The sequence below is a fragment of the Blautia acetigignens genome, assembly GCF_025566865.1.
Taxonomy (GTDB): domain Bacteria; phylum Bacillota; class Clostridia; order Lachnospirales; family Lachnospiraceae; genus Blautia_A; species Blautia_A acetigignens.
The window spans coordinates 1,157-27,581 of sequence record NZ_JAOQJM010000018.1; the positions used below are offsets into that span (position 1 = coordinate 1,157).

24 protein-coding genes, 1 tRNA gene and 1 pseudogene are annotated in these 26,425 nt (G+C 46.0%); 24 read left to right on the forward strand and 2 right to left on the reverse strand.

Features of this window, described 5'->3' with window-relative positions:
• The 6 genes and pseudogenes from OCV70_RS16145 to OCV70_RS16170 all read left to right on the forward strand — a co-directional run.
• Nucleotides 1-492, forward strand: a 492-nt coding sequence (locus OCV70_RS16145) for an IS200/IS605 family accessory protein TnpB-related protein (RefSeq protein ID WP_262579876.1), incomplete at its 5' end; no start/stop codon positions are given.
• 200 nt (nucleotides 493-692) lie between these two features.
• Entirely contained in the window at nucleotides 693-1,064 is a 372-nt protein-coding gene (locus OCV70_RS16150) for a PD-(D/E)XK nuclease domain-containing protein (protein ID WP_021925882.1), read from the forward strand.
• 146 nt (nucleotides 1,065-1,210) lie between these two features.
• Nucleotides 1,211-1,996, forward strand: coding sequence for an SDR family oxidoreductase (locus OCV70_RS16155; protein ID WP_021925883.1), 786 nt, complete (start codon nucleotides 1,211-1,213; stop codon nucleotides 1,994-1,996).
• 118 nt (nucleotides 1,997-2,114) lie between these two features.
• Entirely contained in the window at nucleotides 2,115-2,921 is an 807-nt protein-coding gene (locus tag OCV70_RS16160; RefSeq protein WP_021925884.1) for a dCTP deaminase, read from the forward strand.
• A gap of 268 nt (nucleotides 2,922-3,189) precedes the next feature.
• A pseudogene (locus OCV70_RS16165) lies at nucleotides 3,190-3,372 on the forward strand (transposase); the annotation flags it as partial.
• 210 nt (nucleotides 3,373-3,582) lie between these two features.
• The gene (locus tag OCV70_RS16170) at nucleotides 3,583-4,020 is read left to right on the forward strand and encodes a hypothetical protein (protein ID WP_117852053.1); all 438 of its coding nucleotides are present in this window, start codon (nucleotides 3,583-3,585) and stop codon (nucleotides 4,018-4,020) included.
• A 182-nt stretch (nucleotides 4,021-4,202) separates the two neighbouring features.
• On the opposite strand, the gene OCV70_RS16175 is transcribed toward OCV70_RS16170, so the two are convergent.
• The gene (locus OCV70_RS16175; protein WP_021925998.1) at nucleotides 4,203-5,288 is read right to left on the reverse strand and encodes a GDP-mannose 4,6-dehydratase; all 1,086 of its coding nucleotides are present in this window, start codon (nucleotides 5,286-5,288) and stop codon (nucleotides 4,203-4,205) included.
• Nucleotides 5,289-5,320: 32 nt separating this feature from the next.
• On the opposite strand from OCV70_RS16175, the gene OCV70_RS16180 reads away from it, so the two are divergent.
• From OCV70_RS16180 to selB, 5 genes are all read left to right on the forward strand, one after another.
• Nucleotides 5,321-6,088: a hypothetical protein gene (locus OCV70_RS16180; RefSeq protein WP_262579877.1), complete on the forward strand. Its 768-nt coding sequence runs from the start codon at nucleotides 5,321-5,323 to the stop codon at nucleotides 6,086-6,088.
• A gap of 124 nt (nucleotides 6,089-6,212) precedes the next feature.
• Complete coding sequence (locus tag OCV70_RS16185) at nucleotides 6,213-6,947, forward strand: nucleotidyltransferase family protein (RefSeq protein WP_262579878.1); 735 nt, start codon at nucleotides 6,213-6,215, stop codon at nucleotides 6,945-6,947.
• A gap of 53 nt (nucleotides 6,948-7,000) precedes the next feature.
• Nucleotides 7,001-8,386: an exopolysaccharide biosynthesis polyprenyl glycosylphosphotransferase gene (locus OCV70_RS16190; protein WP_117852044.1), complete on the forward strand. Its 1,386-nt coding sequence runs from the start codon at nucleotides 7,001-7,003 to the stop codon at nucleotides 8,384-8,386.
• 91 nt (nucleotides 8,387-8,477) lie between these two features.
• The gene (glmS, locus tag OCV70_RS16195) at nucleotides 8,478-10,316 is read left to right on the forward strand and encodes a glutamine--fructose-6-phosphate transaminase (isomerizing) (protein WP_117852039.1); all 1,839 of its coding nucleotides are present in this window, start codon (nucleotides 8,478-8,480) and stop codon (nucleotides 10,314-10,316) included.
• Nucleotides 10,317-10,487: 171 nt separating this feature from the next.
• On the forward strand, nucleotides 10,488-12,146 hold the full coding sequence (gene selB / locus OCV70_RS16200; RefSeq protein ID WP_262579879.1) for a selenocysteine-specific translation elongation factor: 1,659 nt from the start codon (nucleotides 10,488-10,490) through the stop codon (nucleotides 12,144-12,146).
• 130 nt (nucleotides 12,147-12,276) lie between these two features.
• On the opposite strand, the gene OCV70_RS16205 is transcribed toward selB, so the two are convergent.
• Nucleotides 12,277-12,373 (reverse strand) — tRNA-Sec (locus tag OCV70_RS16205).
• Nucleotides 12,374-12,612: 239 nt separating this feature from the next.
• Here OCV70_RS16205 and plsX point away from each other — a divergent pair.
• From plsX to queA, 13 genes are all read left to right on the forward strand, one after another.
• Nucleotides 12,613-13,656, forward strand: coding sequence for a phosphate acyltransferase PlsX (gene plsX / locus OCV70_RS16210; protein ID WP_021925991.1), 1,044 nt, complete (start codon nucleotides 12,613-12,615; stop codon nucleotides 13,654-13,656).
• 213 nt (nucleotides 13,657-13,869) lie between these two features.
• Nucleotides 13,870-14,553, forward strand: a complete 684-nt coding sequence (rnc, locus tag OCV70_RS16215) for a ribonuclease III (RefSeq protein ID WP_021925990.1) — start codon at nucleotides 13,870-13,872, stop codon at nucleotides 14,551-14,553.
• A gap of 41 nt (nucleotides 14,554-14,594) precedes the next feature.
• Nucleotides 14,595-18,155, forward strand: coding sequence for a chromosome segregation protein SMC (gene smc, locus OCV70_RS16220; RefSeq protein ID WP_262579880.1), 3,561 nt, complete (start codon nucleotides 14,595-14,597; stop codon nucleotides 18,153-18,155).
• Between the two features lie 14 nt (nucleotides 18,156-18,169).
• Nucleotides 18,170-19,111 carry a signal recognition particle-docking protein FtsY gene (gene ftsY, locus OCV70_RS16225; RefSeq protein WP_021925988.1) on the forward strand — a complete coding sequence of 314 codons (942 nt, stop codon included), beginning with the start codon at nucleotides 18,170-18,172 and terminating at the stop codon, nucleotides 19,109-19,111.
• A 26-nt stretch (nucleotides 19,112-19,137) separates the two neighbouring features.
• The gene (gene ilvA / locus OCV70_RS16230) at nucleotides 19,138-20,349 is read left to right on the forward strand and encodes a threonine ammonia-lyase (protein WP_117852029.1); all 1,212 of its coding nucleotides are present in this window, start codon (nucleotides 19,138-19,140) and stop codon (nucleotides 20,347-20,349) included.
• A gap of 20 nt (nucleotides 20,350-20,369) precedes the next feature.
• Nucleotides 20,370-21,431, forward strand: a complete 1,062-nt coding sequence (gene trpS, locus OCV70_RS16235; protein ID WP_021925986.1) for a tryptophan--tRNA ligase — start codon at nucleotides 20,370-20,372, stop codon at nucleotides 21,429-21,431.
• A gap of 227 nt (nucleotides 21,432-21,658) precedes the next feature.
• Entirely contained in the window at nucleotides 21,659-21,982 is a 324-nt protein-coding gene (ylxM, locus tag OCV70_RS16240; RefSeq protein WP_021925985.1) for a YlxM family DNA-binding protein, read from the forward strand.
• A gap of 3 nt (nucleotides 21,983-21,985) precedes the next feature.
• Nucleotides 21,986-23,335 (forward strand): signal recognition particle protein, encoded by a 1,350-nt coding sequence (gene ffh, locus OCV70_RS16245; RefSeq protein WP_117852018.1) that lies wholly within the window; start codon nucleotides 21,986-21,988, stop codon nucleotides 23,333-23,335.
• A gap of 53 nt (nucleotides 23,336-23,388) precedes the next feature.
• Nucleotides 23,389-23,634 (forward strand): 30S ribosomal protein S16, encoded by a 246-nt coding sequence (gene rpsP / locus OCV70_RS16250; RefSeq protein ID WP_117852013.1) that lies wholly within the window; start codon nucleotides 23,389-23,391, stop codon nucleotides 23,632-23,634.
• Between the two features lie 82 nt (nucleotides 23,635-23,716).
• The gene (locus OCV70_RS16255; protein ID WP_021926512.1) at nucleotides 23,717-23,947 is read left to right on the forward strand and encodes a KH domain-containing protein; all 231 of its coding nucleotides are present in this window, start codon (nucleotides 23,717-23,719) and stop codon (nucleotides 23,945-23,947) included.
• A 121-nt stretch (nucleotides 23,948-24,068) separates the two neighbouring features.
• Nucleotides 24,069-24,572: a ribosome maturation factor RimM gene (rimM, locus tag OCV70_RS16260; protein ID WP_021926511.1), complete on the forward strand. Its 504-nt coding sequence runs from the start codon at nucleotides 24,069-24,071 to the stop codon at nucleotides 24,570-24,572.
• Entirely contained in the window at nucleotides 24,573-25,337 is a 765-nt protein-coding gene (gene trmD, locus OCV70_RS16265; RefSeq protein ID WP_262579881.1) for a tRNA (guanosine(37)-N1)-methyltransferase TrmD, read from the forward strand. It begins immediately after the preceding gene.
• Nucleotides 25,324-26,349, forward strand: coding sequence for a tRNA preQ1(34) S-adenosylmethionine ribosyltransferase-isomerase QueA (gene queA / locus OCV70_RS16270; RefSeq protein WP_262579882.1), 1,026 nt, complete (start codon nucleotides 25,324-25,326; stop codon nucleotides 26,347-26,349). The genes trmD and queA overlap by 14 nt, the downstream gene beginning before the upstream one ends.
• Nucleotides 26,350-26,425: the final 76 nt, after the last annotated feature.

The window sequence follows — 26,425 nt, forward strand, 5'->3', positions numbered from 1 at the left end:
GAGCTGGGAAAGAAGATCGCAGGTGCGATCGTAAGATATGCAGAGGAAAACCATGCAGATGTGATCGTATTCGAATATCTGGAAATGCAGGGGAAGATATCCGGAAAGAAAAAACAGAAACTGCATCTGTGGAGAAAACGGGATATCCAGAAACGCTGTGAACATCAGGCACATAGAAAAGGGATGCGGGTATCCAGAGTCTGCGCATGGAATACAAGCAGGCTTGCATACGATGGCTCCGGAAGAGTATCCCGTGACCCGGAAAACCACAGCCTCTGTATATTCCAGACAGGAAAAAGATATAACTGTGATCTGTCAGCATCGTATAATATCGGTGCAAGATATTTTATCAGAGAACTTTTAAAACCCCTTCCGGCAACGGAAAGGTCTTTACTGGAGGCAAAAGTCCCTTCAGTAAAGCGTAGGATCTCATGTGTATATGTGGACTTAGGAGAATTATTTTTAGAAATGGAACTTTTAAGAGCAGCATAAACACAGGCAGATATACAGCGGACTACCTGTGGTGTGGGAACCTGCCATATCTGGCATGGAAAAGCGCATGACTGCGCATATCCTAAGTTACAGGCGTATCCGCCGATATTTAGCCTTGTCGCTTAAAGCGACTGAGGAGCACGTGACTTTAGTCGTGTGAGATCCACGGAAAGACCGATGATATTCAGCGGGAACTGACAATGTTTCTTGGCGAGACGATCAGCGTTTTGGATACGAAAGCCAGAAACGAAGATAAGGAAAACTTCTACCATGGCATTTTAATCGGTATTCTGAAAAACTATTCCGGATGGGCAGTTAAATCAAACAAAGAGTCCGGTGATGGATTTGCGGATATTCTGCTTAAGCCCAAGAATCCTGATGTGGGAATCGTGATAGAATTAAAATATGCATATTCCATGAATGATCTTGATAAGGCCTGTGAAAGAGCAATGGAACAAATCAAGGATCGCAGATACGATACAGAACTGCGTGAGGACGGACGAAATAATATTCTTGCGTATGGAATTGCGTTCTGCAAAAAGCGTTGTAAAGTCATAGCTGAAAAACTATAAGCAAACACCCTCGCCCCCCCGCGCACTATGTAACTCTTACATGGTACGCTGGCGGGCTTTTTTCTGTTATATGATTGCGATGTGTTCAAGCCATAGGTATAATAGAAGAAAAGATACAAAAAAGAAGAAAATACGGAGGACAGAAAATGAAGACAGCCCTTGTAACAGGAGGCAGCTCCGGCATCGGACGCTGTACGGCGGCTGCATTAAGGAATGCCGGGTTTGCAGTCTATGAGTTCAGCCGCCGAGATGCGCCGCAGGACGGAATAAAACACATCAGCGTGGATGTGACAGATGAAGATGCTGTCCAGAAAGCGGTCGAGAAAATTATATCAGAAGCAGGTGGAATTGATGTCGTGGTCAACTGCGCAGGATTCGGAATCTCCGGTGCAGTGGAGTTTACGCCACTTGACCAGGCAAAGGCACAGTTTGATGTGAACTTCTTCGGAACAGTCAATGTGAACAAGGCGGTCTTGCCGTTCATGCGGGAAGCCAGAAAAGGGCATATTATCAATATTAGCTCTGTAGCGGCAGCTGCACACATTCCGTTCCAGGCATTCTACTCCGCCAGTAAGTCGGCGATTTCTTCCTATTCATGCGCCTTGGATAACGAAGTGAAGCCTTACGGCATTCAGGTGACGACGGTTGAACTGGGAGATATCCACACTGGTTTCACGCAGGCACGGCAGAAGGTGATCGTTGGCGATAAAGAGTACTGCGGTCGTATTTCCCGAAGCGTCAGCCAGATGGAAAAGGATGAGCAGAACGGTGCCAGCCCAGAAGTAATTGGTGCATACATTGCAAAAATCGCAGAGAAGAAGTGCAAGCCGATATGTGTGGCGGGAGCGCAGTACAAGTTCCTCAGTCTGCTGTGCAAACTGCTGCCCTGCGGTCTTCGTGGAAAAATCGTTGGAGCGATATACGCAAAATAATAACCTTAACTTCCTGAAAAAGTAACACTCAAAAAATAGCAGATTGTAAAAAAATCTGAATTGAATTTTGCACATTCTGTGCTATAATAATATCCATCTAGAAGAGAGGCGAAGAATTATGATATTAGTTGATAAAGACATTAAAAATCGTCAGTCTGAGATATTCTGTGATGGATGCTATGATGAATCCTGTGTAAATGCAGTGTCATACGATTTACATATATTAGGGATTGTTGCGCAGGATGAACTAGCTGATTCTTATGTTTTGCATCCGAATGAAGTGATTTTTGTCAAAATGGAAGAGAAAATCCACATGCCTAAGGATTTAATGGGAAGAATTGGAGAGAAGAATTCCAGAATAAGGCAGGGATTATGGGTGTCCGGACCACACTATTTCCCAGGACATGAAACTTATATTTATCTGCGTGTTCAGAATATTACTTCTGATACGATCAAAGTGAAGAAAGGTGATAAAATCGCCCAGATATTTTTTGAGCAATTAAGTGATGTACCTGAACATACATATGATCAGCAGCAGAACGCATCTTTTAATGATGAAGACCAGTATAGAGGTATGGCGGAATATAAGGATGAATATGAGAAACGTATGGAGAAGATAAAGGATGCGAATAATGATTTGGATGAAAAGATAAATCATATATATGCGAATATATTGACTCTTATGGGAATATTCGTATCCGTTTTTTCTCTGATTACGGTTAATTTTAGTAATCTGGGGAAATCATTTGCAAATACAAAGTATGTAGCAGTTATGAATTTGTCGCTAGGTATTGTTATTTGCTTATTCCTGGGATTAATTATGTTTTTTATTAACCATAAGACTTGCAGTAAAAAAATGATAGTTTTTTATGGAGTTATTATGGTAGTATTGATTGCTGTTTTATTGGGCGTATTATTGCTTTAGTACAAGGTAAAATCTGAATATTGAAAACGGTATAAAAACCGCCTATACTCAGTTCCAAACTAGCTGAGTATAGGCGGTTTTGCATATCTATGCAGCTTCATAATTGTCATATTATTCCAGTAATACGACAGGTTCTCAAGACATACTTTCACATCTTTTTCCCATCGTTGCCTTACATTCTAGAGCGTGTCTGAAAAATAAAAATTGCACAAAACGCATGTTTTATTTCCCTTTTTCATGATAAAATAAAGAAAAAGGGGGGTTCACTATGTTAAGACGATATGAGTTAACTGATGAAGAATGGCTTCGCATTGAGCCTTTATTGCCTCCTGAAAATACTGGAAAACAAGGGCGTCCAAGGAAAGACAATCGTATTATTATGAATGGAATTGTATGGCTTGCCCGTAGTGGGGCACCTTGGCGCGATCTTCCTGAACGTTATGGTTCATGGAACAATGGTATTTAGATAAATAAAGCATATTCCGGAGATTACTTGGCATTTAAAAAGAAATGCCTTGAAAAAGTGATATACTACCAGTTGATGATACTGTTTAGGAAACACGGTATATCAGATATTTGGGTTTTCTGAAATGACACAGAAATGCTGGATCGGTGTGTGGCTCGTACAAATGAAGCGTATTTGCGTATACAGGAATTGCAATTGAAGAAAGAGAAAAGAATTTCACTTGTAAAGTCTTTGATTGAAGAGAATAAAATTGATATAAGTAAAGATGACAAAACAGAGAATCAGATTAGGAATCTGTTATTATTGCAAAAAGCAAAGCAAAAATCTGAGCTTTATAAAATGGACGAAAAAGAAATAAACGTAACTAGAGTCTGGTGTGATTTGCTTATCTCATCTGTTTTTTCGGAGACGATTTCTTACGGATTGATGTTAAGGCTGGTCGAGAATGGGATAGTAACAGAATCTGAAATTTCTGAATTGCTGGAAGACAAATACAATATAAAGAAAGATTATGAATGGTATTCTGAAGATTTTATGGGATGTGAATTGGATGAATCTACAGATATTAGAATAGAGGATGTTTGGGAACTATGTGCAGAACGGGTGGAGAAAGTGGTTGGTGCCAAAATATAGTGATCGAAAGGTAGGAAGAGAAATAACTCAAAAACTTACCTTTTAACATTGCAAAGTTAAAATGAAATAAATCGAGTTAAAAAGAAAATGCTAAATGTGCTGTATCAATGTTATGGCTTGAACCATAATACATAATGTCGCCCCGGCAGGAAACCCTGCCGGGGCGTTCGTCATCTTCTGCATTAAATTTTATAAAATACCTTATACCACTCCGCAAACTTCCTCAATCCATCTCTTAAGCTGGTGCTTGGTTTGAAACCGAAGTCTCGCTCCAGAGCGGTGGTATCTGCGTAGGTGATGGGGACATCGCCGGGCTGCATGGGGACTAATTCTTTGTGGGACTCGAAGTCGTAGTCAGCGGGGAGGACTTCTGCGCGGATCAGTTCCTGCTGAAGGATGTCCACGAAGTCCAGAAGGTTTTCCGGGCTGTTGTTGCCGATGTTGTATACGGCGTATGGTGGGATGGGAAGGCCGTCCTCGCCGTTTTTCTTTTCTGGTGCGCCCTGCATAACTCTCTTGACGCCTTCTACGATATCGTCTACATAAGTGAAGTCGCGCTTGCAGTTTCCATAGTTGAAGATCTGGATGGTCTGGCCTTTCAGAAGCTTGTTGGTGAAGCCGAAGTATGCCATGTCCGGTCTTCCGGCAGGCCCGTAAACAGTAAAGAAACGAAGTCCTGTAGACGGAATGTTATAGAGCTTGGAGTAGGCGTGGGCCATCAGCTCGTTGGATTTTTTGGTTGCGGCATACAGAGATACCGGGTTGTCTACCTTATCATCTGTGGAATAAGGAACTTTTTTGTTGGTTCCGTATACGGAAGAGGAGGAGGCATATACCAGATGCTCCACACCGGTTTCGCCGTTGTCATAAGAATGACGGCAGGCTTCCAGGATATTGTAGAAACCGATCATGTTGGATTGGATATAGGCGTCCGGGTTTGTGATGGAATAGCGGACGCCAGCTTGAGCACCAAGGTTTACTACAACTGCAGGCTTGTGCTTTGCGAAAATCTGATCGATCATTGCTTTGTCAGCAAGGTCGCCTTTGTAAAACTGGTAAGTAGACTCCGGATGTTCTGCTGCGCATTTCTCAATTTCAGAAAGTCTCCACTCTTTGATGGAAACATCGTAATAGTGGTTCATGTTGTCCAGTCCCACAATGTTGATAGGGGACTGGGTTCTCAAAAGCTCCAGTACCAGGTTGCTGCCGATGAAGCCGGCGGATCCTGTTACAAAAACGGTCTTATTTTTTAAATCAATTTTCTGCATGGTTTCTCTCCTTTCTCAGTGTGCTTTGCAGAGTGAACCAGATTCAGTTGTCTGATCTGGATGTCATTTCCATTGCCAAGCGTGCGGAAAATGAATATGTGGGCGTCTCCTCCGGAAAACTGGATCAGTCCTGTGAGGTGTACTGCAGGAAAGATCACCTTCTTTATTTAGATACAGCAGATGACAGCTATGAGCGGATTTCCGCCAGCGGTGCTATGAAGCCCTACAAAATTGCCATTTTCTTTTCAGGTGTAGAGCGGACACTGGCTGGATCCGGATACAATTTGCGTGTGGATGAGTGTAAGTCTGCGGCTTATGATCTTATGGCTTTTTCGGGCATGGAGTATGGAAAGTATGCGGATGCTGTGCTGAGACAGGTGCCATCAGAGGTATTTGAGCAGTATAAGGACCGTCTGCCGGAGAATTTCAGAAAGCGTGCGGAGCATTTTTATGGGGAATCCGCCCGTGTGGAGGCCGGGGTAAAAGCGTGGAGAGAAGGCGATATTGAGACCTTTGGCCAGCTGATATCCCAGAGCGGTCATTCTTCCATCCATCTATATGAGAGCGGTTCCGATGAGCTGCGCACAATGTATGAGATTATGAATCGGACGAAGGGAATCTATGGCGGCAGATTCAGCGGTGCCGGATTTAAAGGCTGCTGTATGGCGCTGATCGACCCGGATTATGAGGAAGAAATCGTTCAACAGGTGACAAAGGAATATTTGTCCGCATTCCCGAAGCTGGAAGGAAAATATTCTGCTTATATCTGTGAAAGTGCAGATGGAGTTGTCATGAAATAGATATGAAAATTTTGAGTATGCCTGAAAAAGATTTTCTGTAAGATGTGTGTCACAATTTGTGGGACATTGCAGAAATGATTTTTTAAATATGCCCATAGTAAATAGGAAGAAAGCGAGAAGAAAAATGATTTGTATTGTATTAGCAGCAGGATATGCCACAAGGCTGTATCCTCTTACTGAAAATTTTCCGAAGCCATTGCTGCCGGTTGGAGAGAAGCCCCTTTTGAACTGGCTTCTGGAGGACATTGACCAGATTCCGGAGGTGACGGAGTTTGTGGTGATCAGCAATCACAAATTTATCAACCATTTTGAAAGCTGGGCAGCAGAGCAGAAATTTACCAGGCCGATCAGAGTGCTGGATGATGGCTCCACAGACAATGAGAACCGCCTTGGGGCTGTGAAGGATATTTTGTTTGCAGTAGAGACTTTGCAGATTCAGGATGATATTCTGGTGGTGGCAGGAGACAATCTGGTGAATTTCTCTTTCTCAGGTTTTCTGTCCTTCATGCGGGAAAAACAGGCGTCCTGCGTCATGTGCCATGAGGAAAACGACCTGAAGAAGCAGCAGAGGACTGCCATCATTGTGAAAGATGAAAATGACAAAATTCTTTCTTATGAAGAGAAGCCGCAGGTGCCAAAGGGAAATCTTGCAGTGCCTCCATTTTACTGCTATCTTGCAAAGGACGCGGCAAGACTTTCGGAAGCTCTTGATGCGGGCTGCAAGCCTGATGCGCCGGGAAGCTTTGCTGCCTGGCTTAGCAGGAACACCGATGTGTATGCGTGGAATATGCCGGGAAAACGCTATGATATTGGCGACAGAGCCAGCTATGAGGCTGTGAAAGAATTAAAAGTCAGATGATTTGGCTGGAGCATGTTTTTTCAGACAGGCTCTAATACTTACCGGAGGAAAAAATGGAAAATCGCGAACGATACAAGAGAATTATTATGTTTTTGTCATCGGTAGTGATTGTTGCTATCGAGACAGCGCTGTTTGCTTATATTTGGTATAATTTTTATTTGTCCAAAGAGGTGATCGGCAGGCTTTTTGTCAGAGGAAATCAGGTGGTGATCGGTTTGTATGTGCTGATGCTGTATTTCTTCTATAAAATCTATGGCGGCTTTAAGGTTGGATATCTGAGAGTATTTGAGGTGATTTATTCCCAGATCCTGTCTGTAGTATGCGTGAATTTTATTACGTATTTGCAGCTGTGCCTGATCGGACGCTGGAGACTGGGGGAGCATCTCACTCCAATGCTGGCTATGACGGGGATTGATCTTATAATCGTGGTGATCTGGGTCGTTGGCATGCGGTTTGTGTACACCCGGCTGTATCCGCCCAGACAAATGCTGATGGTTTACGGCGAGCATAATCCAGGTGACCTGCGAAGCAAACTGGAAACCAGAGAGGACAAATATGCAATTAAGGAAATGGTTCCCATTTCCCTGGGACTTGATGCGATTAAGGAGAAGATTTGCGGATATAAGGCTGTAGTAATAGGGGATATCCCGTCCCATGAGCGAAATGTGCTTTTGAAATATTGCTTTGAGAAGGATATCCGGTGTTATTCTATTCCCAAGCTTTCCGATATTATGCTTAGAAATGCAGATGATATCCACTTATTTGACACAACACTTCTTCTTTCCCGTAATTTGAGACTGACGGCAGAGCAGCTGTTTTGCAAGCGTCTTGTGGATATTGTATTTTCTTTGCTGATGCTGGTGATCGCATCTCCATTTATGCTGGTGATCGCGCTTGCGATTAAGCTTTATGATGGTGGCCCTGTGCTTTATAAGCAGCCTCGTCTTACCAGGGATAAACAGATTTTTATGATTCTGAAATTCCGCAGCATGAAGATGGATTCTGAGGTCAAAGGGGCACAGCTGGCGAAAAAAGAGGATGACAGAATTACCCCTGTGGGCAAAATCATTCGGCGCATTCATTTTGATGAACTGCCGCAGATCTTTAATATTCTCAAAGGGGATATGTCTCTGGTTGGCCCAAGACCGGAGCGGCCGGAGATCGCGGCTGTTTACTGTGAGAAAATTCCGGAGTTTGACTATCGTCTGAAGGTAAAAGCCGGACTTACCGGCTATGCCCAGGTTTATGGCAAATATAATACAACGCCATATGATAAATTGAAACTGGATCTTACTTATATCGAAACCTATTCTCTGAAACTGGATGTGAAGCTTCTTATGCTGACCTTTAAAATCCTTTTCCAGAAGGAAAATACAGAAGGGGTTGAAGCATGGCAGAAGACTGCGGGACAGGAGAAAGAAGAGGAAGACAGGAAGTAAGGAAAAAAATATTTTCTAATTTCTCCATTTTGTGTTATACTTACTCCGATTATAAGTTTTTAGAGGAGATTTTACTGGAGGGAAAAAATTTATGTGTGGAATTGTAGGTTATGTAGGAGATGAGCAGGCGGCACCGATTTTGCTGATGGGACTTTCCAAGCTGGAGTACAGAGGCTATGACTCAGCAGGTATTGCGGTGCGCAATGAAGTGACAGACAAGATCGCCATTGTGAAGGCCAAAGGACGCCTGAAAACTCTGGTGGAAAAGACGGACGGCGGTTCCGCTGTGCCGGGTACCTGCGGTATTGGACATACCCGCTGGGCAACTCACGGGGAGCCTTCTGAGACCAATGCCCATCCTCACTGCACAGATGACAGATCTGTGGTTCTTGTTCATAATGGAATTATTGAGAACTATCAGGAATTGAAGGCGAAGCTCCTTCGTTCCGGCTATACATTTTATTCACAGACCGATACAGAAGTGGCTGTGAAGCTGGTAGATTATTACTATAAGAAAACAGGAACGCCTCTGGAGGCAATTTCCAGAGCCATGCTGCGTATCCGCGGTTCCTATGCTTTTGGCGTGATGTTTAAGGATTATCCGGGCAAACTGTTTGCTGCCCGTAAGGATAGTCCGCTGATCATTGGCCAGAAGGATTCCGGATGCCTGATCGCATCGGATGTTCCGGCTATTCTGGATCAGACAAGAAGAGTTTATTATATTGGCAATCTTGAGATTGCAGAGCTTTCCCGTGATGAGATCCATTTCTATAATATCGACCGCGAGGAGATCCAGAAGGATGTTGTGGAGATCCAGTGGGATGCGGCAGCAGCAGAAAAAGGCGGATATGAGCACTTTATGCTCAAAGAGATCCATGAGCAGCCGAAGGCAGTTCAGGATACTATTGGTGCTTATGTGAAAGACGGACATGTGGATCTGTCTGAGACAGGCCTTACCGATGAGAAGCTGGCTTCTCTTAAGAGAATTTACATTGTTGCCTGCGGTTCCGCTTATCACGTTGGAATGGTTGGCAAATATGTGATCGAGTCCATGGCAGGAATTCCGGTTGAGGTGGATGTGGCTTCTGAGTTCCGTTACCGCAATCCAATCCTGGCAGAGGATTCCATGGTTGTGATCATTTCCCAGTCCGGTGAGACTGCAGACAGTCTGGCTGCTCTTCGCCTTGCCAAGGAGAGAAATGTGCCGGTACTTAGCGTTGTCAATGTGGTTGGCTCCAGCATTGCAAGAGAGAGCGATTATACGCTGTATACTTATGCAGGACCGGAGATTTCCGTTGCGACTACCAAGGCATATAGCACACAGCTGATCGCTATGTATCTGCTGTCTATCCAGAGTGCTTTTGTCCAGGGAAAACTGGAGGAGAGCTGTGTGTCTGAGCTTCTTGCTGAGATGGAGACACTGCCGGATAAGATCAGCAAGGTGCTGGATGACAAAGAGCGTATTCAGTGGTTTGCAAGTAAATATGCAAATGCCCATGATATTTTCTTTATTGGAAGAGGCATCGACTATGCGATCAGCATGGAGGGAAGCCTGAAAATGAAGGAGATCAGCTACATTCATTCTGAGGCGTATGCAGCTGGCGAGCTGAAGCATGGAACCATCAGCCTTGTGGAGGATGGTACTCTGGTAATCGGCGTCATGACCCAGAAGGATCTGTTTGAGAAAACTCTGAGCAACATGGTTGAGGTTAAGAGCCGTGGAGCTTATCTGATGGGACTGACCAGCTACGGCAACTACAGCATTGAGGATACTGCTGATTTCTCAGTCTATGTTCCGAAAACAGAGAAATACTTTACAACCAGCCTTGCGATTGTGCCGCTGCAGCTGATGGGATACTATGTCAGCGTTGCCAAAGGTCTGGATGTGGATAAGCCGAGAAACCTGGCGAAGTCGGTGACGGTAGAATAATATGATGTTAGGGGGCCAAGTTCAAACGCCTTATCATGCAAGCATGAACGGCTTTTTAATCTTTTGCCCCTGATATCATAATATAATATTTGAGCGAAATTTGGTTTCATGGTATCATTATTTGAGATAGTTGATACCATGGGACCATTTTTATTATGGAAGTTGAGCAGTATGAAAAGACATATTATAATCGGCACGGCGGGGCATATTGATCATGGGAAAACCTGGCTGGTGAAGGCCTTGACAGGGACAGATACGGATCGGCTTGCGGAGGAGAAAAAGCGGGGGATTACCATTGAGAATGGATTTGCCTTTTTGAAGCTTCCTGATGGGGAAGAGGCCGGGATCATTGATGTGCCGGGACATGAGAAATTTATAAAAAATATGCTGGCAGGAGCTGGCGGAATCCACATTGCCATGATGGTGATTGCGGCGGATGAAGGGGTGATGCCTCAGACACGGGAACATCTGGATATTCTTTCATTGCTGGGAATTCGAAGAGGCGTAGTGGTGATTACCAAGGGAGATCTGGAATGGAAGCCGGGACTGAGAGAAGAAATTCAGATGTTCGTGGTGGGAACTTTTCTGGAGAAAGCGGCAGTGGTAGTGACCAGTGCAGTGGACGGAAGAGGGATTGAGGACCTTCGGCGAATTCTGTGGCAGAAGTGTCTGGAAGAGACGCAAGGAGGAGATTATGCGCAGAGAAATGCTTCTGTGAACAGTTTTCGACTTCCAATTGACCGTGTGTTCTCCTTAAAGGGTTTTGGCACGATTGTGACGGGGACGTTATTGGATGGGGCACTGGATATGGATTCAAGCGCCATGTTGTATCCAAAGGCCCATCTGGTGAAAGTTCGAGGAATCCAGGTTCATGGGCAGAATGTAAGCCGTGCTTTTCCGGGACAGCGTGTGGCGGTGAATTTGGCAGGAATTGGGAAAGAGGAGATTTCCAGAGGAGAAATCCTGGCGGCCGCAGATAGCATGGAGAGCACGATGATGGCGGATGTCAAACTGAGATTGTTGAAAAGCGGACATCGGTCTTTAAAAAGCGGCGCGAGGGTACATTTGTACCACGGAGCGGCAGAATTGATCTGCAAGGTGATTTTGCTTGACAGAGAAGTGATGAAAACAGGGGAAGAAGCTGTGGTGCAGCTTCGCATGGAACAGCAGACTGCGATGAAAGCTGGTGATCATTTTGTGATTCGGTTTTATTCGCCGGTGGAAACTATCGGCGGAGGCGTGGTGGAAAATCCAAATGCGGTGAAACGGAAGAGAAGGCGAAAGCTGGAAGCAGAACGTCGTTTTCAAACAAGTTCTGACACCGATTTGAGTAAAGAGATGTCCGGGAATGGAGCAAAGCTTGTTCCGGCACAAATCAATAAAACAAACAGTATAGAAACTGCCGGGAAAAATTACGATCTAAATGATAACAATATTAACAAAAACAAAGAGAATGAATTGGAAAGTACGCCCATATTTATCAAAATTCAGAATCTATATTTAAATTCGGGTTTTATCCCGCCTTTGACAGATGAGGTGAAGTCCGATTTTTCCAGGGAGAAAGAATTTTCAGCTGTTTTTTTCAAAATGGTGCGAAGCGGCGTGCTGGTGCGATATGATGAGAAACATTATATGCATCGGGATATTCGAAAGAAAGCATTGGATATGGCGGCTACATTATATAAGGAAAAGGGCGTGATCAAAACCGGAGAATTTCGTGATCAGCTGGGGATATCCAGAAAATGTGCAATCACGCTGCTGGAAGGCTTTGACAGGGACAGAATTACCAGGATGACAAATGGGGAACGAATATTAATAACTCGTATATAATTTTCAGCTGTTGTCGTTAGTTTGGAATATATTTAATTTTATATTGTGAAAAGACAGCGCAGTTATAATAACAAAAATGTGTTGTGTGACATACAGAAGATCTTTGTGAATGCTTTTTTGCATTTTTATTTGGCGGGAACATATGGGAATCGAACCCATCCGGGACGGGATTAGCGCCCCACACTGGTTTTGAAGACCAGGAGGCACACCGGCACCTATCTGCTCCCGAAGTGAGTATAACCAAGTTAGCCCGCTCAGTCAAGTCACGAAGTGAAGAGTAATCCAAAGTTTGGCATTGACTTACCGGGGGCAGTACAGTAGAATAGTATTATTCGGGATAGTGTAAGATCCTGTGATTTTGCGTGTCCCGATTATAATGGATATTTTCACATTAATGAAGTACAGTGTTGAAGAGATGTTGCTGCCTGGAAAAGATGCAGTAACTGAAATCCAAGAGGAGAAGAATATGGCAGAGACAGTTAGAGTAGTAGTAGATGCCATGGGCGGGGATAACGCCCCGGCAGAGCCTGTGAAGGCAGCTGTAGAAGCTGTTACAGAGAGAGATGATATTGTAGTGATCCTCACTGGTAAGCAGGAAGTAATTGAGAGTGAGCTGAGTAAATTTCAGAATTACCCCAAAGAAAGAATTCAGGTGGTAAATGCCACAGAGGTGATCGAGACTGCAGAACCTCCGGTGGTTGCAATCCGTAAGAAGAAGGATTCTTCCATTGTGGTAGGCCTGAACCTTGTGAAGAAGCAGGAAGCAGATGCTTTTGTTTCCTCCGGAAGCTCAGGAGCGATTCTGGTAGGCGGCCAGGTGATCGTAGGCAGAAGCAAGGGCGTGCAGCGTCCGCCTTTGGCACCGCTGATTCCCACAGAGAAAGGCGTTTCTCTTCTGATCGACTGCGGCGCCAATGTAGATGCAAGACCAGACCATCTGGTGCAGTTTGCCAAGATGGGATCTATCTACATGGAAGACGTTGTGGGAATCAAGAATCCCCGGGTAGCCATTGTAAATAACGGCGCAGAGGAAGAGAAAGGCAACGCCCTTGTAAAGGAGACATTCCCTCTTCTGAAAGAGTGTCCGGGAATCAATTTCATCGGAAGCATTGAGGCAAGGGATATTCCAGCTGGTTATGCAGATGTAATTGTCTGCGAGGCCTTTGTGGGAAATGTGATCCTGAAGTTGTATGAGGGACTTGGAAGTACTTTCATGAAGATGATCAAGAGCGGTCTTATGAAGGATACCCGCAGCAAAGTAGGTGCACTTCTGGTGAAGCCGGCCATCAAGGAGACCATGAAGGCATTTGACGCAAGCGAGTACGGCGGAGCTCCGCTTCTGGGACTAAAGGGACTGGTTGTGAAGACACACGGCAGTGCCAAGGCTGTAGAAATCCGCCACGCCATTTTCCAGTGCGTACAGTTCAGACAGCAGAAGATCAACGAGAAGATCGCAGCGCACATGGTAGAAGAAACACAAAAAGCAGAGACACCAAAAGAAGAGGCATAAAAGCTTTATATGCTGCCAGTGCGCAGTGCATAAGGCAGAAAGTAAAGAGATACTGGCAGCCTGAATATGATACATGATTTTTTTCTGACATCAATTTTACAGCAAAGACCTGCTGTGAGATAGTAAGGAAGTGGCTGCTGGAAACTTTTTTGAGTTTTCCAGACAGCACTGCATCAGAACATATTCGGATTGCCAGAGGGAAGGAAGTTAATTATGGAAAAAAAGTTAAAAGCATTGGAAGCACGGATCGGTTATGAGTTTAAGAACAGGAATCTTCTGATTCTGGCGCTGACACACAGCTCCTATGCAAATGAGAAGAAGCTTGGCAAGGTAGGCTGCAACGAGCGTCTGGAGTTTCTTGGAGATGCAGTTCTTGAACTGATCAGCAGTGATTTCCTTTATAAGAAATACATCCAGATCCCGGAAGGAGAGCTGACCAAGAAGAGAGCCAGCCTGGTATGTGAGCCAAGTCTTGCTTACTGTGCAAGGGATTTTGGACTGCCCCAGTACCTGCTTCTTGGCAAAGGTGAGGATATGACTGGCGGAAGAAACCGTGACTCTATCGTTTCCGATGCAACAGAGGCTCTGCTTGGAGCTATTTATCTGGACGGTGGTTTTGCTAGCGCAAAGGAGTTCGTTCTGAAATTTATCCTGAACGATCTTGAGAACAAGCAGCTCTTTTATGATAGCAAGACCATCCTGCAGGAAATCGTACAGGAGAAGGGAACCCATCTTGTGGAGTACCGCCTTATGAAAGAGGAAGGACCGGATCACAACAAGAGCTTTACTGTGGATGTTCTGGTCAGCGGCCAGGTGATGGGGACAGGCGTTGGCCATACCAAGAAAGCTGCCGAGCAGGAAGCTGCTTATCAGGCAATCCGCAAAATGAAAGCATAAAAGCGGATTTCCTATAACAATAATGACAAGGATTCGAATACATGTATTTAAAAAACATTGAAGTGCAGGGGTTTAAGTCCTTTGCACAGAAAATCAATTTCGAATTTCATAACGGAATTACCGGAATCGTAGGACCTAACGGAAGCGGAAAAAGCAACGTAGGCGATGCGGTCCGCTGGGTTCTTGGCGAGCAGAGTGCCAAGCAGCTGCGAGGCGGGAACATGCAGGACGTTATTTTTTCCGGAACAGAGACCAGAAAGCCCTTAAGCTTTGCCTCTGTGGCCATCACCCTTGACAACAGCGATCACAAGCTTCCGGTTGATTTTAACGAAGTCACAGTTACCAGGCGGCTTTACCGTTCCGGGGAAAGCGAGTACCTGATCAACGGAAGTGCCTGTCGTCTGAAGGACATCAATGAGATGTTTTATGACACCGGTATTGGAAAAGAAGGCTATTCCATTATCGGTCAGGGGCAGATCGACAAGATCCTAAGCGGCAAGCCGGAGGAGCGCCGGGAGCTGTTTGATGAGGCTGCCGGAATCGTAAAGTTTAAGCGCCGCAAGAATACCACCATCAAGAAGCTGCAGGACGAGCAGGCCAACCTGGTGCGTGTAACCGATATTTTAAGCGAGCTGACCAGACAGTTAGGTCCATTGGAGCGCCAGTCTGAGACTGCCAGAATTTATCTTGCCAAACGAGATACCCTCCGGGAACTGGATGTAAACTGTTTCCTTGTGGAAAACGAGAAAACCAGCCAGGAACTGAAGGAACTGGACGGAAAGAACACCCGGGCGGCAGAAGAACTGGAAGAGAACCAGAAAGCCTACGACCAGACCAAGGTGGAGTACGACCGTCTGGAAGAAGAACTGGAGAAGCTTACCAGCCAGATGGACCAGCTTCGTGAGGATACCCAGAATAAGGCAATCCGCAGGCAGCAGCTGGATGGCGAGATTAAGGTTTTAAGAGAGCAGATCCTTGCAGGCGTGCAAAATGAAGAGCACTACAAGAATCGTCTGCAGACCATTGAAGCAGATTTAAAGGAGCGCCAGACTTCTTTAGAGAGCCAGGAGCAGGAGAAATCCCAGCTCCATGCAGCCCTTCTTCAGGCAAAGAAGCGCCAGGGAGATGAGGAGGAGCGCCTTTCCAATATTCAGGCGCAGATTGAAGAGTGCACCCAGGCAGTGGAGAACGGCAAGAATGAGATCATTGAACTTCTCAATTCCCGTGCCACCACAAGAGGAAAAGCCCAGCGTTTCGATACCATGATGGAGCAGATCGATATCCGAAGAGCCGGAATCAGCCAGAGACAGCTTCATTTGAAAACTGAAGAGGCAGAGCAGCACACCGAGATGGAGAAGGCCCGGGAGAAATTCCAGGGAATCACCTCTCTTATTGAAGAAATGAATGCAGAGTGCCAGCGCCTGGATGATGAAGTACATAAGCTGACCAGTGAATTAAAGCAGCAGAACAGCCAGATGGAGATCGGCCAGAGTGCCTATCACCGGGAAGCATCCAGACTGGAATCTTTAAAGAATATTACAGAGCGGTATGATGGATACGGAAACAGTATCCGCCGCGTCATGGAGCAGAAGGACCGTGCACCTGGAATCAAAGGTGTTGTGGCGGATCTGATTCAGGTAAATAAGGAATACGAGATTGCGATTGAGACAGCTCTTGGAGGAAGCATCCAGAACATTGTCACAGACAACGAGCAGACTGCCAAGCAGATGATCGAGTTTCTGAAAAAGAACCGTTTCGGACGCGCTACGTTCCTTCCTTTAAATAGTATTAATACCAAGAGCAGTTTTACCCAGAGAGAAGCGCTGAGAGAGCCGGGAGTGATTGGCCTTGCCAGTGAACTGGTGTCAACAGGGCCGGAATACACTGGTCTTGCAACCTATCTTCTGGGAAGAGTTCTGGTGGTGGATCATATTGACCACGCCATTGCCATTGCAAGAAAATACAGGCACAGCCTGCGCATGGTAACGGTAGAGGGAGAATCCTTCAATCCAGGCGGTTCCATGTCTGGTGGTTCTTTTAAGAACAACAGCAACCTTCTGGGACGCCGCCGTGAGATTGAGGAACTGGAATCCAGCGTCAAAGCATTGAAAAAAGACATGGATGACATGCAGAAATCCATCAATGACAACAGAAGCAAGCGCAATGTAATCCGTGATACCATCGCAGATCTGCAGGAAAAGCTGCGCCAGCAGTACGTTGCCCAGAACACTGCGAAAATGAATATGAACCAGGTGGAAGCCAAGACAAAGGAAATCCAGGCTGGCTATGGCGAGATCCAGAGAGAACAGATGGAGATCCGCCGCCAGATCGAGGAGGCCAAGGCAGACCACAATAAAATTGCAGAAGAATTGAAGGCTTCCGAGCAGGATGAAAAAGAGCTGGAAGCTTTTATCCAGACCAGGCAGAAAGAATTGGAAGAGTGGAAAACAGAGGAGCAGGAGGTTTCAAAGAAACTGGAATCCCTTCGTCTGGAAGCCAGCACCGCACAGCAGAAAGAAAGCTTTGCATCTGAGACTCTGGATCGTCTGAATCATGAGATGGAGGCTCTTCGTCAGGAGGAAGGGGATATTCATGAGACTCTTACCCTTGGCAGCGAGGAGAACCAGAAGAAGCGCCAGTCTGTGGAAGACCTGGAAGCTGTGATCAAAACTTTAGGGGAAGAGGAGACGAAGGCGAGAGCCCAGTTGGAGAGCTGGCAGGCTGTAAAGGATGAGAAGAACACCAGTCACAAAGCCTTTTTCGAAAAGCGTGATGAACTTTCCGGCAAGATTTCCCTTCTGGATAAGGAGTGCTACCGTCTGAAAAGCCAGATGGAGAAGCTGGAAGAGCACAGGGAAGCCCAGATTTCCTATATGTGGAACGAATATGAAATCACGCCAAACAATGCCCTTCAGTACAAAAAGGAAGAGCTTACAGACCTGAACGCCATGAAGCGGGACATTGCCCAGGTAAAGGACGAGATCCGGAAGCTTGGAAATGTAAATGTAAATGCCATTGAAGAATATAAGGAAATTTCCGAGCGTCACGCGTTCCTTTCCGGACAGTATGAGGATCTGAAAACAGCAGAAGCCCAGCTGGAAAACATTATCCAGGAGCTGGATGAGGGAATGCGCAGGCAGTTTACCGAGAAATTCCAGGATATCCAGAAGGAATTTGACAAGGCATTTAAGGAGCTGTTTGGCGGAGGAAAGGGTACTCTGGAGCTTGAGGAGGATGTGGACATTCTGGAAGCTGGAATCCGTATTATTTCCCAGCCTCCGGGCAAAAAGCTCCAGAATATGATGCAGCTTTCCGGTGGAGAGAAGGCGCTGACTGCCATTGCCCTTCTTTTTGCCATCCAGAACCTGAAGCCATCTCCCTTCTGTCTTCTGGACGAGATCGAGGCAGCTCTTGATGATTCCAACGTAGGTCGTTTTGCGGGTTATCTTCAGAAGTTGACGAAGAACACCCAATTTATTATAATAACACATAGGCGTGGTACTATGAATGCCGCAGACCGGCTTTATGGTATTACCATGCAGGAGAAAGGCGTATCTGCACTGGTTTCCGTAGATTTAGTAGAGAACCAGCTTACGCAGTAAAAGGAGGAGAGCAAATGGCAGAGGAAAAGAAAGGCTTTTTTAAAAGACTTGTCAGCGGCTTGACAAAAACAAGGGACAACATTGTGGCAGGATTTGATTCTCTTTTCACAGGCTATTCTACCATAGACGATGATTTTTATGAGGAACTGGAAGAGATCCTGATCATGGGAGACATTGGAATCAATGCCACCACAGCGATTCTGGAGCGGTTGAAGGAACAGGTGAAAATCCGCAATATCAAGGATCCAAGAGAGTGCAAGGAGCTTCTCATTGATACCATCAAGGACCAAATGACGGTGGACAGCACCGAGTATGAATTTGAGAACCGCAAATCCGTGATCCTTGTGATTGGAGTAAACGGCGTTGGTAAAACAACTTCCGTTGGAAAACTTGCAGGCATGCTGAAGGATCAGGGCAAGAAAGTCATTCTTGGCGCAGCGGATACCTTCCGTGCGGCAGCAGGGGAGCAGCTGACTCAGTGGGCAAACCGTGCAGGCGTGGAAATCATCGGCGGCCAGGACGGCGCAGATCCGGCATCTGTTGTTTATGATGCAGTGGCAGCAGCCAAGGCACGAAATGCGGATATTCTGATCTGTGATACTGCAGGAAGACTTCATAATAAGAAGAACCTGATGGAAGAGCTTCGCAAGATTTACCGTATTCTGGAAAAAGAGTACCCGGAGGCTTATCTGGAAACTCTGGTTGTTCTGGATGGAACTACCGGACAGAATGCGCTTGTGCAGGCAAGACAGTTTGCGGAAGTGGCAAATGTAACCGGAATCATTCTTACCAAGCTGGACGGTACAGCCAAGGGCGGTATTGCAGTTGCAATCCAGTCTGAGCTGGATATTCCGGTGAAGTATATCGGAGTGGGCGAGAGCATTGACGATCTGCAGAAGTTTGATGCGAATTCTTTTGTGGACGCGCTGTTTGATATCCACCCGGAGGAAAATTAAGAAATCATTGAGAGGAAAATAAAAAAATGCTTACATTAGAGAGTTTTGAAGAAGCGGCAGAAATTGTTAAGCAGGTAACCCAGGAGACCAAGCTGGTGAAAAGCAGCTATTTCTCTGAACTGACCGGAAACAAGGTATTTTTTAAACCGGAGAACATGCAGAGAACAGGCGCATACAAGGTGCGCGGAGCTTATTACAAGATCAGTACTCTTTCCGATGAGGAGAGAAGCAAAGGGCTGATTACAGCTTCCGCAGGAAACCATGCACAGGGTGTTGCCTATGCCGCACATAAATATGGTGTGAAAGCAGTGATCGTAATGCCGACCACCACACCGCTTATTAAAGTAGAGCGCACCAAAGGATACGGCGCAGAGGTAATCCTTCACGGTGATGTTTACGATGAAGCCTGTGCTTATGCACTGGACCTGGCAGAGGAAAAAGGCTATACCTTCATCCATCCTTTTGATGATCCGGCTGTTGCAACCGGTCAGGGAACCATCGCAATGGAGATCATTCAGGAGCTTCCTCTTGTAGACTATATCCTGGTACCAATCGGTGGAGGCGGACTTGCAACAGGTGTTTCCACACTTGCCAAGCTGCTCAATCCTCACATTAAAGTTATCGGTGTTGAGCCAGCCGGAGCAGCCTGCATGAAAGCTTCCCTGGAAAAGGGCGAGGTTGTAACCCTTCCTCACGTAAATACCATTGCAGACGGTACTGCAGTTCAGACTCCGGGATCCCATATTTTCCCATATATCCAGGAGAACCTGGATGGAATCATTACCATCGAGGATGATGAGCTGATCGTTGCCTTCCTTGATATGGTTGAGAATCACAAGATGATCGTGGAGAACTCCGGTCTTCTGACAGTTGCAGCTCTTCGTCATCTTGATTTCAAGAACAAGAAAGTCGTTTCCATCTTAAGCGGCGGAAATATGGATGTGATCACCATGTCTTCCGTTGTACAGCATGGTCTGATCCAGCGTGACAGAATCTTTACCGTATCTGTTCTGATCCCGGATAAGCCAGGTGAGCTGGTACGTGTGGCTTCCATTATCGCAGAGAATCAGGGAAATGTTATCAAGCTGGATCACAACCAGTTTGTAAGCACCAACCGTAATGCGGCTGTGGAGCTGAAGATCACTCTGGAGGCATTTGGTACAGACCATAAGAATCAGATCGTGAAGGCACTTGAGACTGCAGGCTGCAGACCGAAGGTGATCCGCGCAAGCTTATAAAAATAAGGAGTATACCCACTATGAAAAAAGTAATTTTGACAGGTGACCGTCCAACAGGACGTCTTCATGTCGGACATTATGTAGGCTCATTATCTGAGCGTGTAAAACTGCAGAATTCCGGCAATTATGATGAGATTTATATTATGATCGCAGATGCCCAGGCTCTTACAGACAATGCAGAGCATCCGGAGAAAGTACGCCAGAACATTATCCAGGTTGCACTGGATTACCTGGCTTGCGGCATTGACCCGGACAAATCCACTATTTTTATCCAGTCCATGGTTCCGGAACTTACAGAGCTTACCTTCTATTATATGAATCTGGTTACAGTGGCCCGTGTTCAGCGTAACCCAACTGTAAAATCTGAGATCCAGCAGCGTAATTTTGAAGCCAGCATTCCGGTAGGATTTTTCTGCTATCCGATCAGCCAGGCAGCAGATATTACCGCTTTCCGCGCAACGGCAGTTCCGGTTGGGGAGGATCAGCTTCCAATGCTGGAGCAGTGCAAGGAAATCGTGCACAAATTCAACACCGTATACGGTGAGACTCTTACAGAGCCTGAGATCGTGCTTCCTTCCAACAAGGCATGCCTGCGTCTGCCAGGTATTGACGGCAAAGCCAAAATGAGCAAATCCCTTGGAAACTGCATCTACCTTTCTGACGAGGCAGATGAGGTGAAGAAAAAAGTTATGTCCATGTTCACAGACCCGAACCATCTTCGTGTTCAGGATCCTGGAAATGTAGACGGCAACCCGGTATTCATTTATCTGGATGCGTTCTGCAAGCCAGAGTATTTCCCGGAATTCCTTCCGGATTATCAGAACCTGGATGAGCTGAAGGATCATTACAAGAGAGGCGGACTTGGAGATGTGAAGGTTAAGAAGTTCCTGAACAATGTTCTCCAGGCAGAACTTGGACCGATCCGCGAGCGCCGTAAAATGTGGGAGCAGCGAATCCCGGATGTTTACGACATCTTAAGAGAGGGCAGCAAGGTAGCAGAGGCGAAAGCCGCTGAGACTCTGAAGGATGTAAAGGCGTCCATGAGAATCAATTACTTTGATGACGACAATCTGATTCACTGATCATTCGATTACTATTTGGCTGGGAATTGTGCCGGGATGCTATTCCTGAAGAAATCTGGAATGCATTTTGGTTCACAACTGTAAGGTATGAAACAGTTACAATTCCCGGCTTTTTACATGCTGCAGAAAAATTATTTTTTGCATGGAAAGTAAAATAATTCAACTTGTAAAGAAAAAACACTTGACACACACCGCGAAATAAGGTATGATACCCAAGGTGATAACGAATGGAAAAGTTTGTAGAACGTACTTTGCTCTATGATTTTTACGGAGAGCTTCTTACGAAGAGACAGCAGCAGATCTACGAGAGTGTAGTTCTGGAGGATTATTCCTTAAGTGAGGTTGCAGAAGAACTGAATATCAGCCGTCAGGGCGTACATGATATGGTCAGACGCTGCGACAGGGCGCTGGAGGGATATGAAGAGAAGCTGCATCTGGTTGAGAAGTTTGTGAATATCCGGGGACAGGTACAGAGGATACATGAGCTTGCATCCGGGTATCATGCTGATGATATCGTGGCAATATCCAATGTGATTTTAGAGGAGTTATAATTCATGGCATTTGAAAGCTTGACAGATAAACTTCAGAATGTATTCAAGAAGCTTAGAAGCAAGGGCCGCCTGACCGAAGAGGATGTTAAGATCGCTCTTAAGGAGGTTAAGATGGCACTCCTTGAGGCGGACGTTAACTTCAGAGTGGTGAAGCAGTTCACCAAATCTGTACAGGAACGTGCGGTTGGACAGGACGTTATGAACGGACTGAATCCAGGCCAGATGGTCATCAAGATTGTAAATGAAGAGCTGGTTAATCTTATGGGAAGCGAGACTACAGAACTTCCGATCAAGCCTGGCAATGACCTTACCGTGCTTATGATGGCAGGTCTCCAGGGTGCTGGTAAGACCACCACCGCAGCCAAGCTTGCAGGTAAGATCAAGTCCAAGGGTAAGAGACCTCTTCTGGTAGCCTGTGATGTATATAGACCCGCAGCGATCACACAGCTGCAGGTGAATGGTGAGAAGCAGGGCGTAGAAGTCTTTACCATGGGTGATAAGCAGAGCCCAGTGGACATTGCCAAGGCAGCCATTGCACATGCCAAGGCCAATCAGCAGAATGTAGTGATCATTGATACAGCGGGCCGTCTTCATATTGATGAGGATATGATGCAGGAACTTGCTGATATTAAGTCTAATATTGAGGTGGATGCTACAATCCTTGTAGTTGATGCCATGACCGGACAGGACGCAGTCAATGTAGCCCAGACTTTCACAGAGAAGGTTGGAATCGACGGCGTGATCCTGACCAAGATGGATGGTGACACCCGAGGCGGTGCAGCCCTTTCCATCAAAGCCGTAACCGGCAAGCCGATCCTGTATGTAGGTATGGGAGAGAAGCTTTCCGATCTGGAGCAGTTTTATCCGGAACGAATGGCATCCCGTATCCTTGGTATGGGAGATGTAATGAGCCTGATCGAGAAGGCGGAGGCAGCTGTTGATCAGGAAGCAGCCCAGGAAATGTCCAAGAAGCTGAAGAAGATGGACTTTGATTTCAATGACTATCTTACCAGCCTTGAGCAGATGAATAAGATGGGCGGCATTTCCAGTATCCTGAACATGCTCCCTGGTATGGGAAGCAAGATGAAGGATGTGGAGAGTATGATCGATGAGAAAGCAATGGACAGAACCAAGTCCATTATCCTTTCCATGACTCCGCAGGAGCGCTCCAATCCGGGAATCCTCAATGTTTCCCGCAAGAACCGCATTGCAAGAGGCGCTGGTGTGGATGTTGCAGAAGTCAATCGCCTTGTGAAGCAGTTCGAGCAGAGCAAGAAGATGATGAAGCAGATGCCGGGCATGATGAACGGCAAAATGGGTGGTAAAAGAGGCGGCTTTAAGCTTCCCTTTTAGATAAACAAACTAAATTAAACTAATAAAGAGAAATCAACTGGAGGAAAATTAAAATGGCAGTAAAGATCAGATTAAGAAGAATGGGACAGAAGAAAGCACCTTACTATAGAATCGTTGTTGCAGATTCCCGCAGCAAACGTGACGGAAGATGTATCGAGGAGATCGGAACATACGATCCGAACCAGGAGCCAAGCGTATGCAAGGTTGACGAAGAAGCAGCTAAGAAATGGCTTGCAAACGGTGCTCAGCCTACAGAAGTTGTTGCTAAGATCCTCAAACAGGCCGGAATCGAGAAATAAGAAGTATCTCTCAGGGGGTATTTCTGTAACGTCCAGATTAGAGCCTTTTGATATGCTCTAGGACAGATCAGGGAGGTGTGTAATGAAGGAATTAGTAGAAGTAATTGCAAAATCTCTTGTTGAAAATCCGGACGAAGTAGTCGTTACCGAAACAGAAAAGGATGACGCAGTTGTCATTGAGCTGAAGGTAGGACCATCTGATATGGGTAAGGTGATCGGACGTCAGGGCAGAATCGCCAAGGCAATCCGTACCGTAGTAAAAGCGGCTTCTTCCAAAAGCAGCAAAAAAGTGATTGTAGATATTCTGCAATGATAAGCAAGATATAATGGTGCAGGAGCTGTGGAAACATGGCTCCTGTTTTTACATTGGAAGTCTGTTACAGCAATTAAGAAGAACTGGCTTTCCATTATTCAGTTATGCAGAGGAGTTTTGAATGGAAGATTTATTAAAGGTTGGAGTAATTACAACCACTCATGGCGTAAGAGGGGAAGTGAAGGTATTTCCTACCACTGATCCGGAGCGCTTCCTGGATCTTGAATATGTGCTTCTGGATGCCGGCAGAGAGATGAAGAAGCTGGAAATCCGGAATGTGAAGTTTTTTAAGAATCTTGTGATCCTGAAATTTAACGGGATCGATAACATAAATGATATTGAAATGTACAAAGGCAGAGACCTGTGGGTTCCCCGTGAGGAAGCGCAGGAATTGGATGAGGACGAATATTATATTGGCGATCTGATCGGCATGGAAGTGGTTCTGGAGGACAATACACATTTCGGAACCCTGAAGGATGTTATGGAGACTGGCGCCAATGATGTTTACGTAGTAGAGCTTCCGGACCATCAGGAAGTACTTCTTCCGGCGATCAAGGAGTGTATCCTTGACGTGGATCTGGAGAAAAATGTGATGACTGTACATTTGATGAAAGGACTTTTGTAAATGAATTTCCATGTTTTGACCCTTTTTCCGGAAATGATCCAGAATGGAATGAATACCAGCATTACAGGCCGTGCCATTAGCGCAGGGATTCTCTCTGTAGAAGCGGTGAACATTCGGGATTATGCTTTTAACAAGCATCAGAAGGTGGATGATTATACTTACGGCGGCGGAGCAGGAATGCTGATGCAGGCCGAGCCGGTTTACCTGGCCTATGAGGCTATTGCCCAAAAGGCAGGGAAACGCCCCAGAGTGGTTTATCTCACGCCCCAGGGACAGGTGTTTAACCAGCAGATGGCACGGGATATGGCGAAAGAGGAGGACCTTGTTTTCCTCTGCGGTCATTATGAGGGAATCGATGAGAGAGTTCTGGAGGAAATTGTGACGGATTATGTGTCCATTGGAGACTATGTGCTTACAGGCGGGGAGCTTCCGGCCATGGTTATGATGGATTCCATTTCCCGTATGGTTCCGGGGGTGCTCAGCAACCAGGAATCTGGCGAGACAGAGTCTTTCGCAGGAAATCTTCTGGAATATCCCCAGTACAGCCGGCCGGAAGAGTGGCATGGGAAAAAGGTTCCGGAGGTTCTCATGTCCGGTCATCATGCAAATATAGAGAAGTGGCGCAGAGAGCAGTCCATTATCCGTACTGCGAAAAGACGCCCGGATCTGCTGAAAAAGGCAGACCTTACCAACAAAGAATGGAATTTTGTGCGGCAGCTGAAAAAGCAGTGGAAAAAGGAGGAATCCAAAGATGAGAACATCTGATTTTTACTATGAGCTCCCCCAGGAGCTGATTGCCCAGGATCCGCTGGAGGATAGAAGTTCTTCCAGACTTATGCATCTTTCTATGGCAGATGGAAGCATTGAACATCGCCATTTCAGGGATATACTGGACTATTTGAATAAGGGAGATACTTTGGTGATTAACGATACCAAGGTAATTCCGGCAAGACTTTACGGACACAAGGAAGAGACTGGTGCCGTGATCGAGATCCTTCTTCTGAAAAGAAGGGAGAATGATATCTGGGAGTGCCTGGTGAAGCCTGGCAAAAAGGCTCGTCCAGGTGCGAAGATCACATTTGGTGACGGCATTTTGAAGGGCGAGATCATTGATGTGGTTGACGAGGGCAACCGCCTGATCCAGTTTCATTATGAAGGGATTTTTGAGGAGATTCTGGATCAGCTTGGCGAGATGCCGCTGCCTCCTTATATTACTCATAAATTAAAGGATAAGAACCGTTACCAGACCGTTTATGCTAAGCATGAGGGCTCTGCGGCAGCGCCTACAGCAGGACTGCATTTCACCAAAGAACTGCTGGAACAGGTGAAGGCAAAAGGGGTAAACATTGCCCATGTTACCCTTCACGTAGGACTTGGAACCTTCCGCCCGGTGAAGGTGGATGATGTGGAGCAGCATCACATGCATTCTGAGTTTTATATAGTGGAAGAGGACCAGGCGAAGCTGATCAACGACACCAAGAAAAACGGCGGCCGGGTGATCGCAGTTGGAACTACCAGCTGCCGTACACTGGAATCTGCCACAGGAGAGGATGGAATCCTGAAGGCTGGAAGTGGCTGGACCGAGATTTTCATCTATCCAGGCTACAAATTCAAGATGATCGGTGGCCTGATCACCAATTTCCACCTGCCGGAATCCACCTTGGTCATGCTGGTGTCCGCTCTGGCTGGGAAAGAGAATATTATGCATGCCTATGAAGTGGCAGTGCAGGAGAGGTATCGGTTCTTCTCCTTTGGAGATGCGATGTTGATACTTTAAAAAATAATTTTTTAACGGAATAAGACCCCAGAGCTGCAACTCTGGGGTCTTTTGCTGTTACATATGGCTTTTGGTC

What these genes read in the sequence shown, in the direction of transcription:
- OCV70_RS16150 (WP_021925882.1), top strand. Translation starts at nt 693, where the DNA reads ATGTTTCTTGGCGAGACGATCAGCGTTTTGGATACGAAAGCCAGAAAC.
- OCV70_RS16155 (WP_021925883.1), top strand. Translation starts at nt 1,211, where the DNA reads ATGAAGACAGCCCTTGTAACAGGAGGCAGCTCCGGCATCGGACGCTGT.
- OCV70_RS16160 (WP_021925884.1), top strand. Translation starts at nt 2,115, where the DNA reads ATGATATTAGTTGATAAAGACATTAAAAATCGTCAGTCTGAGATATTC.
- OCV70_RS16175 (WP_021925998.1), bottom strand. Translation starts at nt 5,288, where the DNA reads ATGCAGAAAATTGATTTAAAAAATAAGACCGTTTTTGTAACAGGATCC.
- OCV70_RS16185 (WP_262579878.1), top strand. Translation starts at nt 6,213, where the DNA reads ATGATTTGTATTGTATTAGCAGCAGGATATGCCACAAGGCTGTATCCT.
- OCV70_RS16190 (WP_117852044.1), top strand. Translation starts at nt 7,001, where the DNA reads ATGGAAAATCGCGAACGATACAAGAGAATTATTATGTTTTTGTCATCG.
- glmS (WP_117852039.1), top strand. Translation starts at nt 8,478, where the DNA reads ATGTGTGGAATTGTAGGTTATGTAGGAGATGAGCAGGCGGCACCGATT.
- selB (WP_262579879.1), top strand. Translation starts at nt 10,488, where the DNA reads ATGAAAAGACATATTATAATCGGCACGGCGGGGCATATTGATCATGGG.
- plsX (WP_021925991.1), top strand. Translation starts at nt 12,613, where the DNA reads ATGGCAGAGACAGTTAGAGTAGTAGTAGATGCCATGGGCGGGGATAAC.
- rnc (WP_021925990.1), top strand. Translation starts at nt 13,870, where the DNA reads ATGGAAAAAAAGTTAAAAGCATTGGAAGCACGGATCGGTTATGAGTTT.
- smc (WP_262579880.1), top strand. Translation starts at nt 14,595, where the DNA reads ATGTATTTAAAAAACATTGAAGTGCAGGGGTTTAAGTCCTTTGCACAG.
- ftsY (WP_021925988.1), top strand. Translation starts at nt 18,170, where the DNA reads ATGGCAGAGGAAAAGAAAGGCTTTTTTAAAAGACTTGTCAGCGGCTTG.
- ilvA (WP_117852029.1), top strand. Translation starts at nt 19,138, where the DNA reads ATGCTTACATTAGAGAGTTTTGAAGAAGCGGCAGAAATTGTTAAGCAG.
- trpS (WP_021925986.1), top strand. Translation starts at nt 20,370, where the DNA reads ATGAAAAAAGTAATTTTGACAGGTGACCGTCCAACAGGACGTCTTCAT.
- ylxM (WP_021925985.1), top strand. Translation starts at nt 21,659, where the DNA reads ATGGAAAAGTTTGTAGAACGTACTTTGCTCTATGATTTTTACGGAGAG.
- ffh (WP_117852018.1), top strand. Translation starts at nt 21,986, where the DNA reads ATGGCATTTGAAAGCTTGACAGATAAACTTCAGAATGTATTCAAGAAG.
- rpsP (WP_117852013.1), top strand. Translation starts at nt 23,389, where the DNA reads ATGGCAGTAAAGATCAGATTAAGAAGAATGGGACAGAAGAAAGCACCT.
- OCV70_RS16255 (WP_021926512.1), top strand. Translation starts at nt 23,717, where the DNA reads ATGAAGGAATTAGTAGAAGTAATTGCAAAATCTCTTGTTGAAAATCCG.
- rimM (WP_021926511.1), top strand. Translation starts at nt 24,069, where the DNA reads ATGGAAGATTTATTAAAGGTTGGAGTAATTACAACCACTCATGGCGTA.
- trmD (WP_262579881.1), top strand. Translation starts at nt 24,573, where the DNA reads ATGAATTTCCATGTTTTGACCCTTTTTCCGGAAATGATCCAGAATGGA.
- queA (WP_262579882.1), top strand. Translation starts at nt 25,324, where the DNA reads ATGAGAACATCTGATTTTTACTATGAGCTCCCCCAGGAGCTGATTGCC.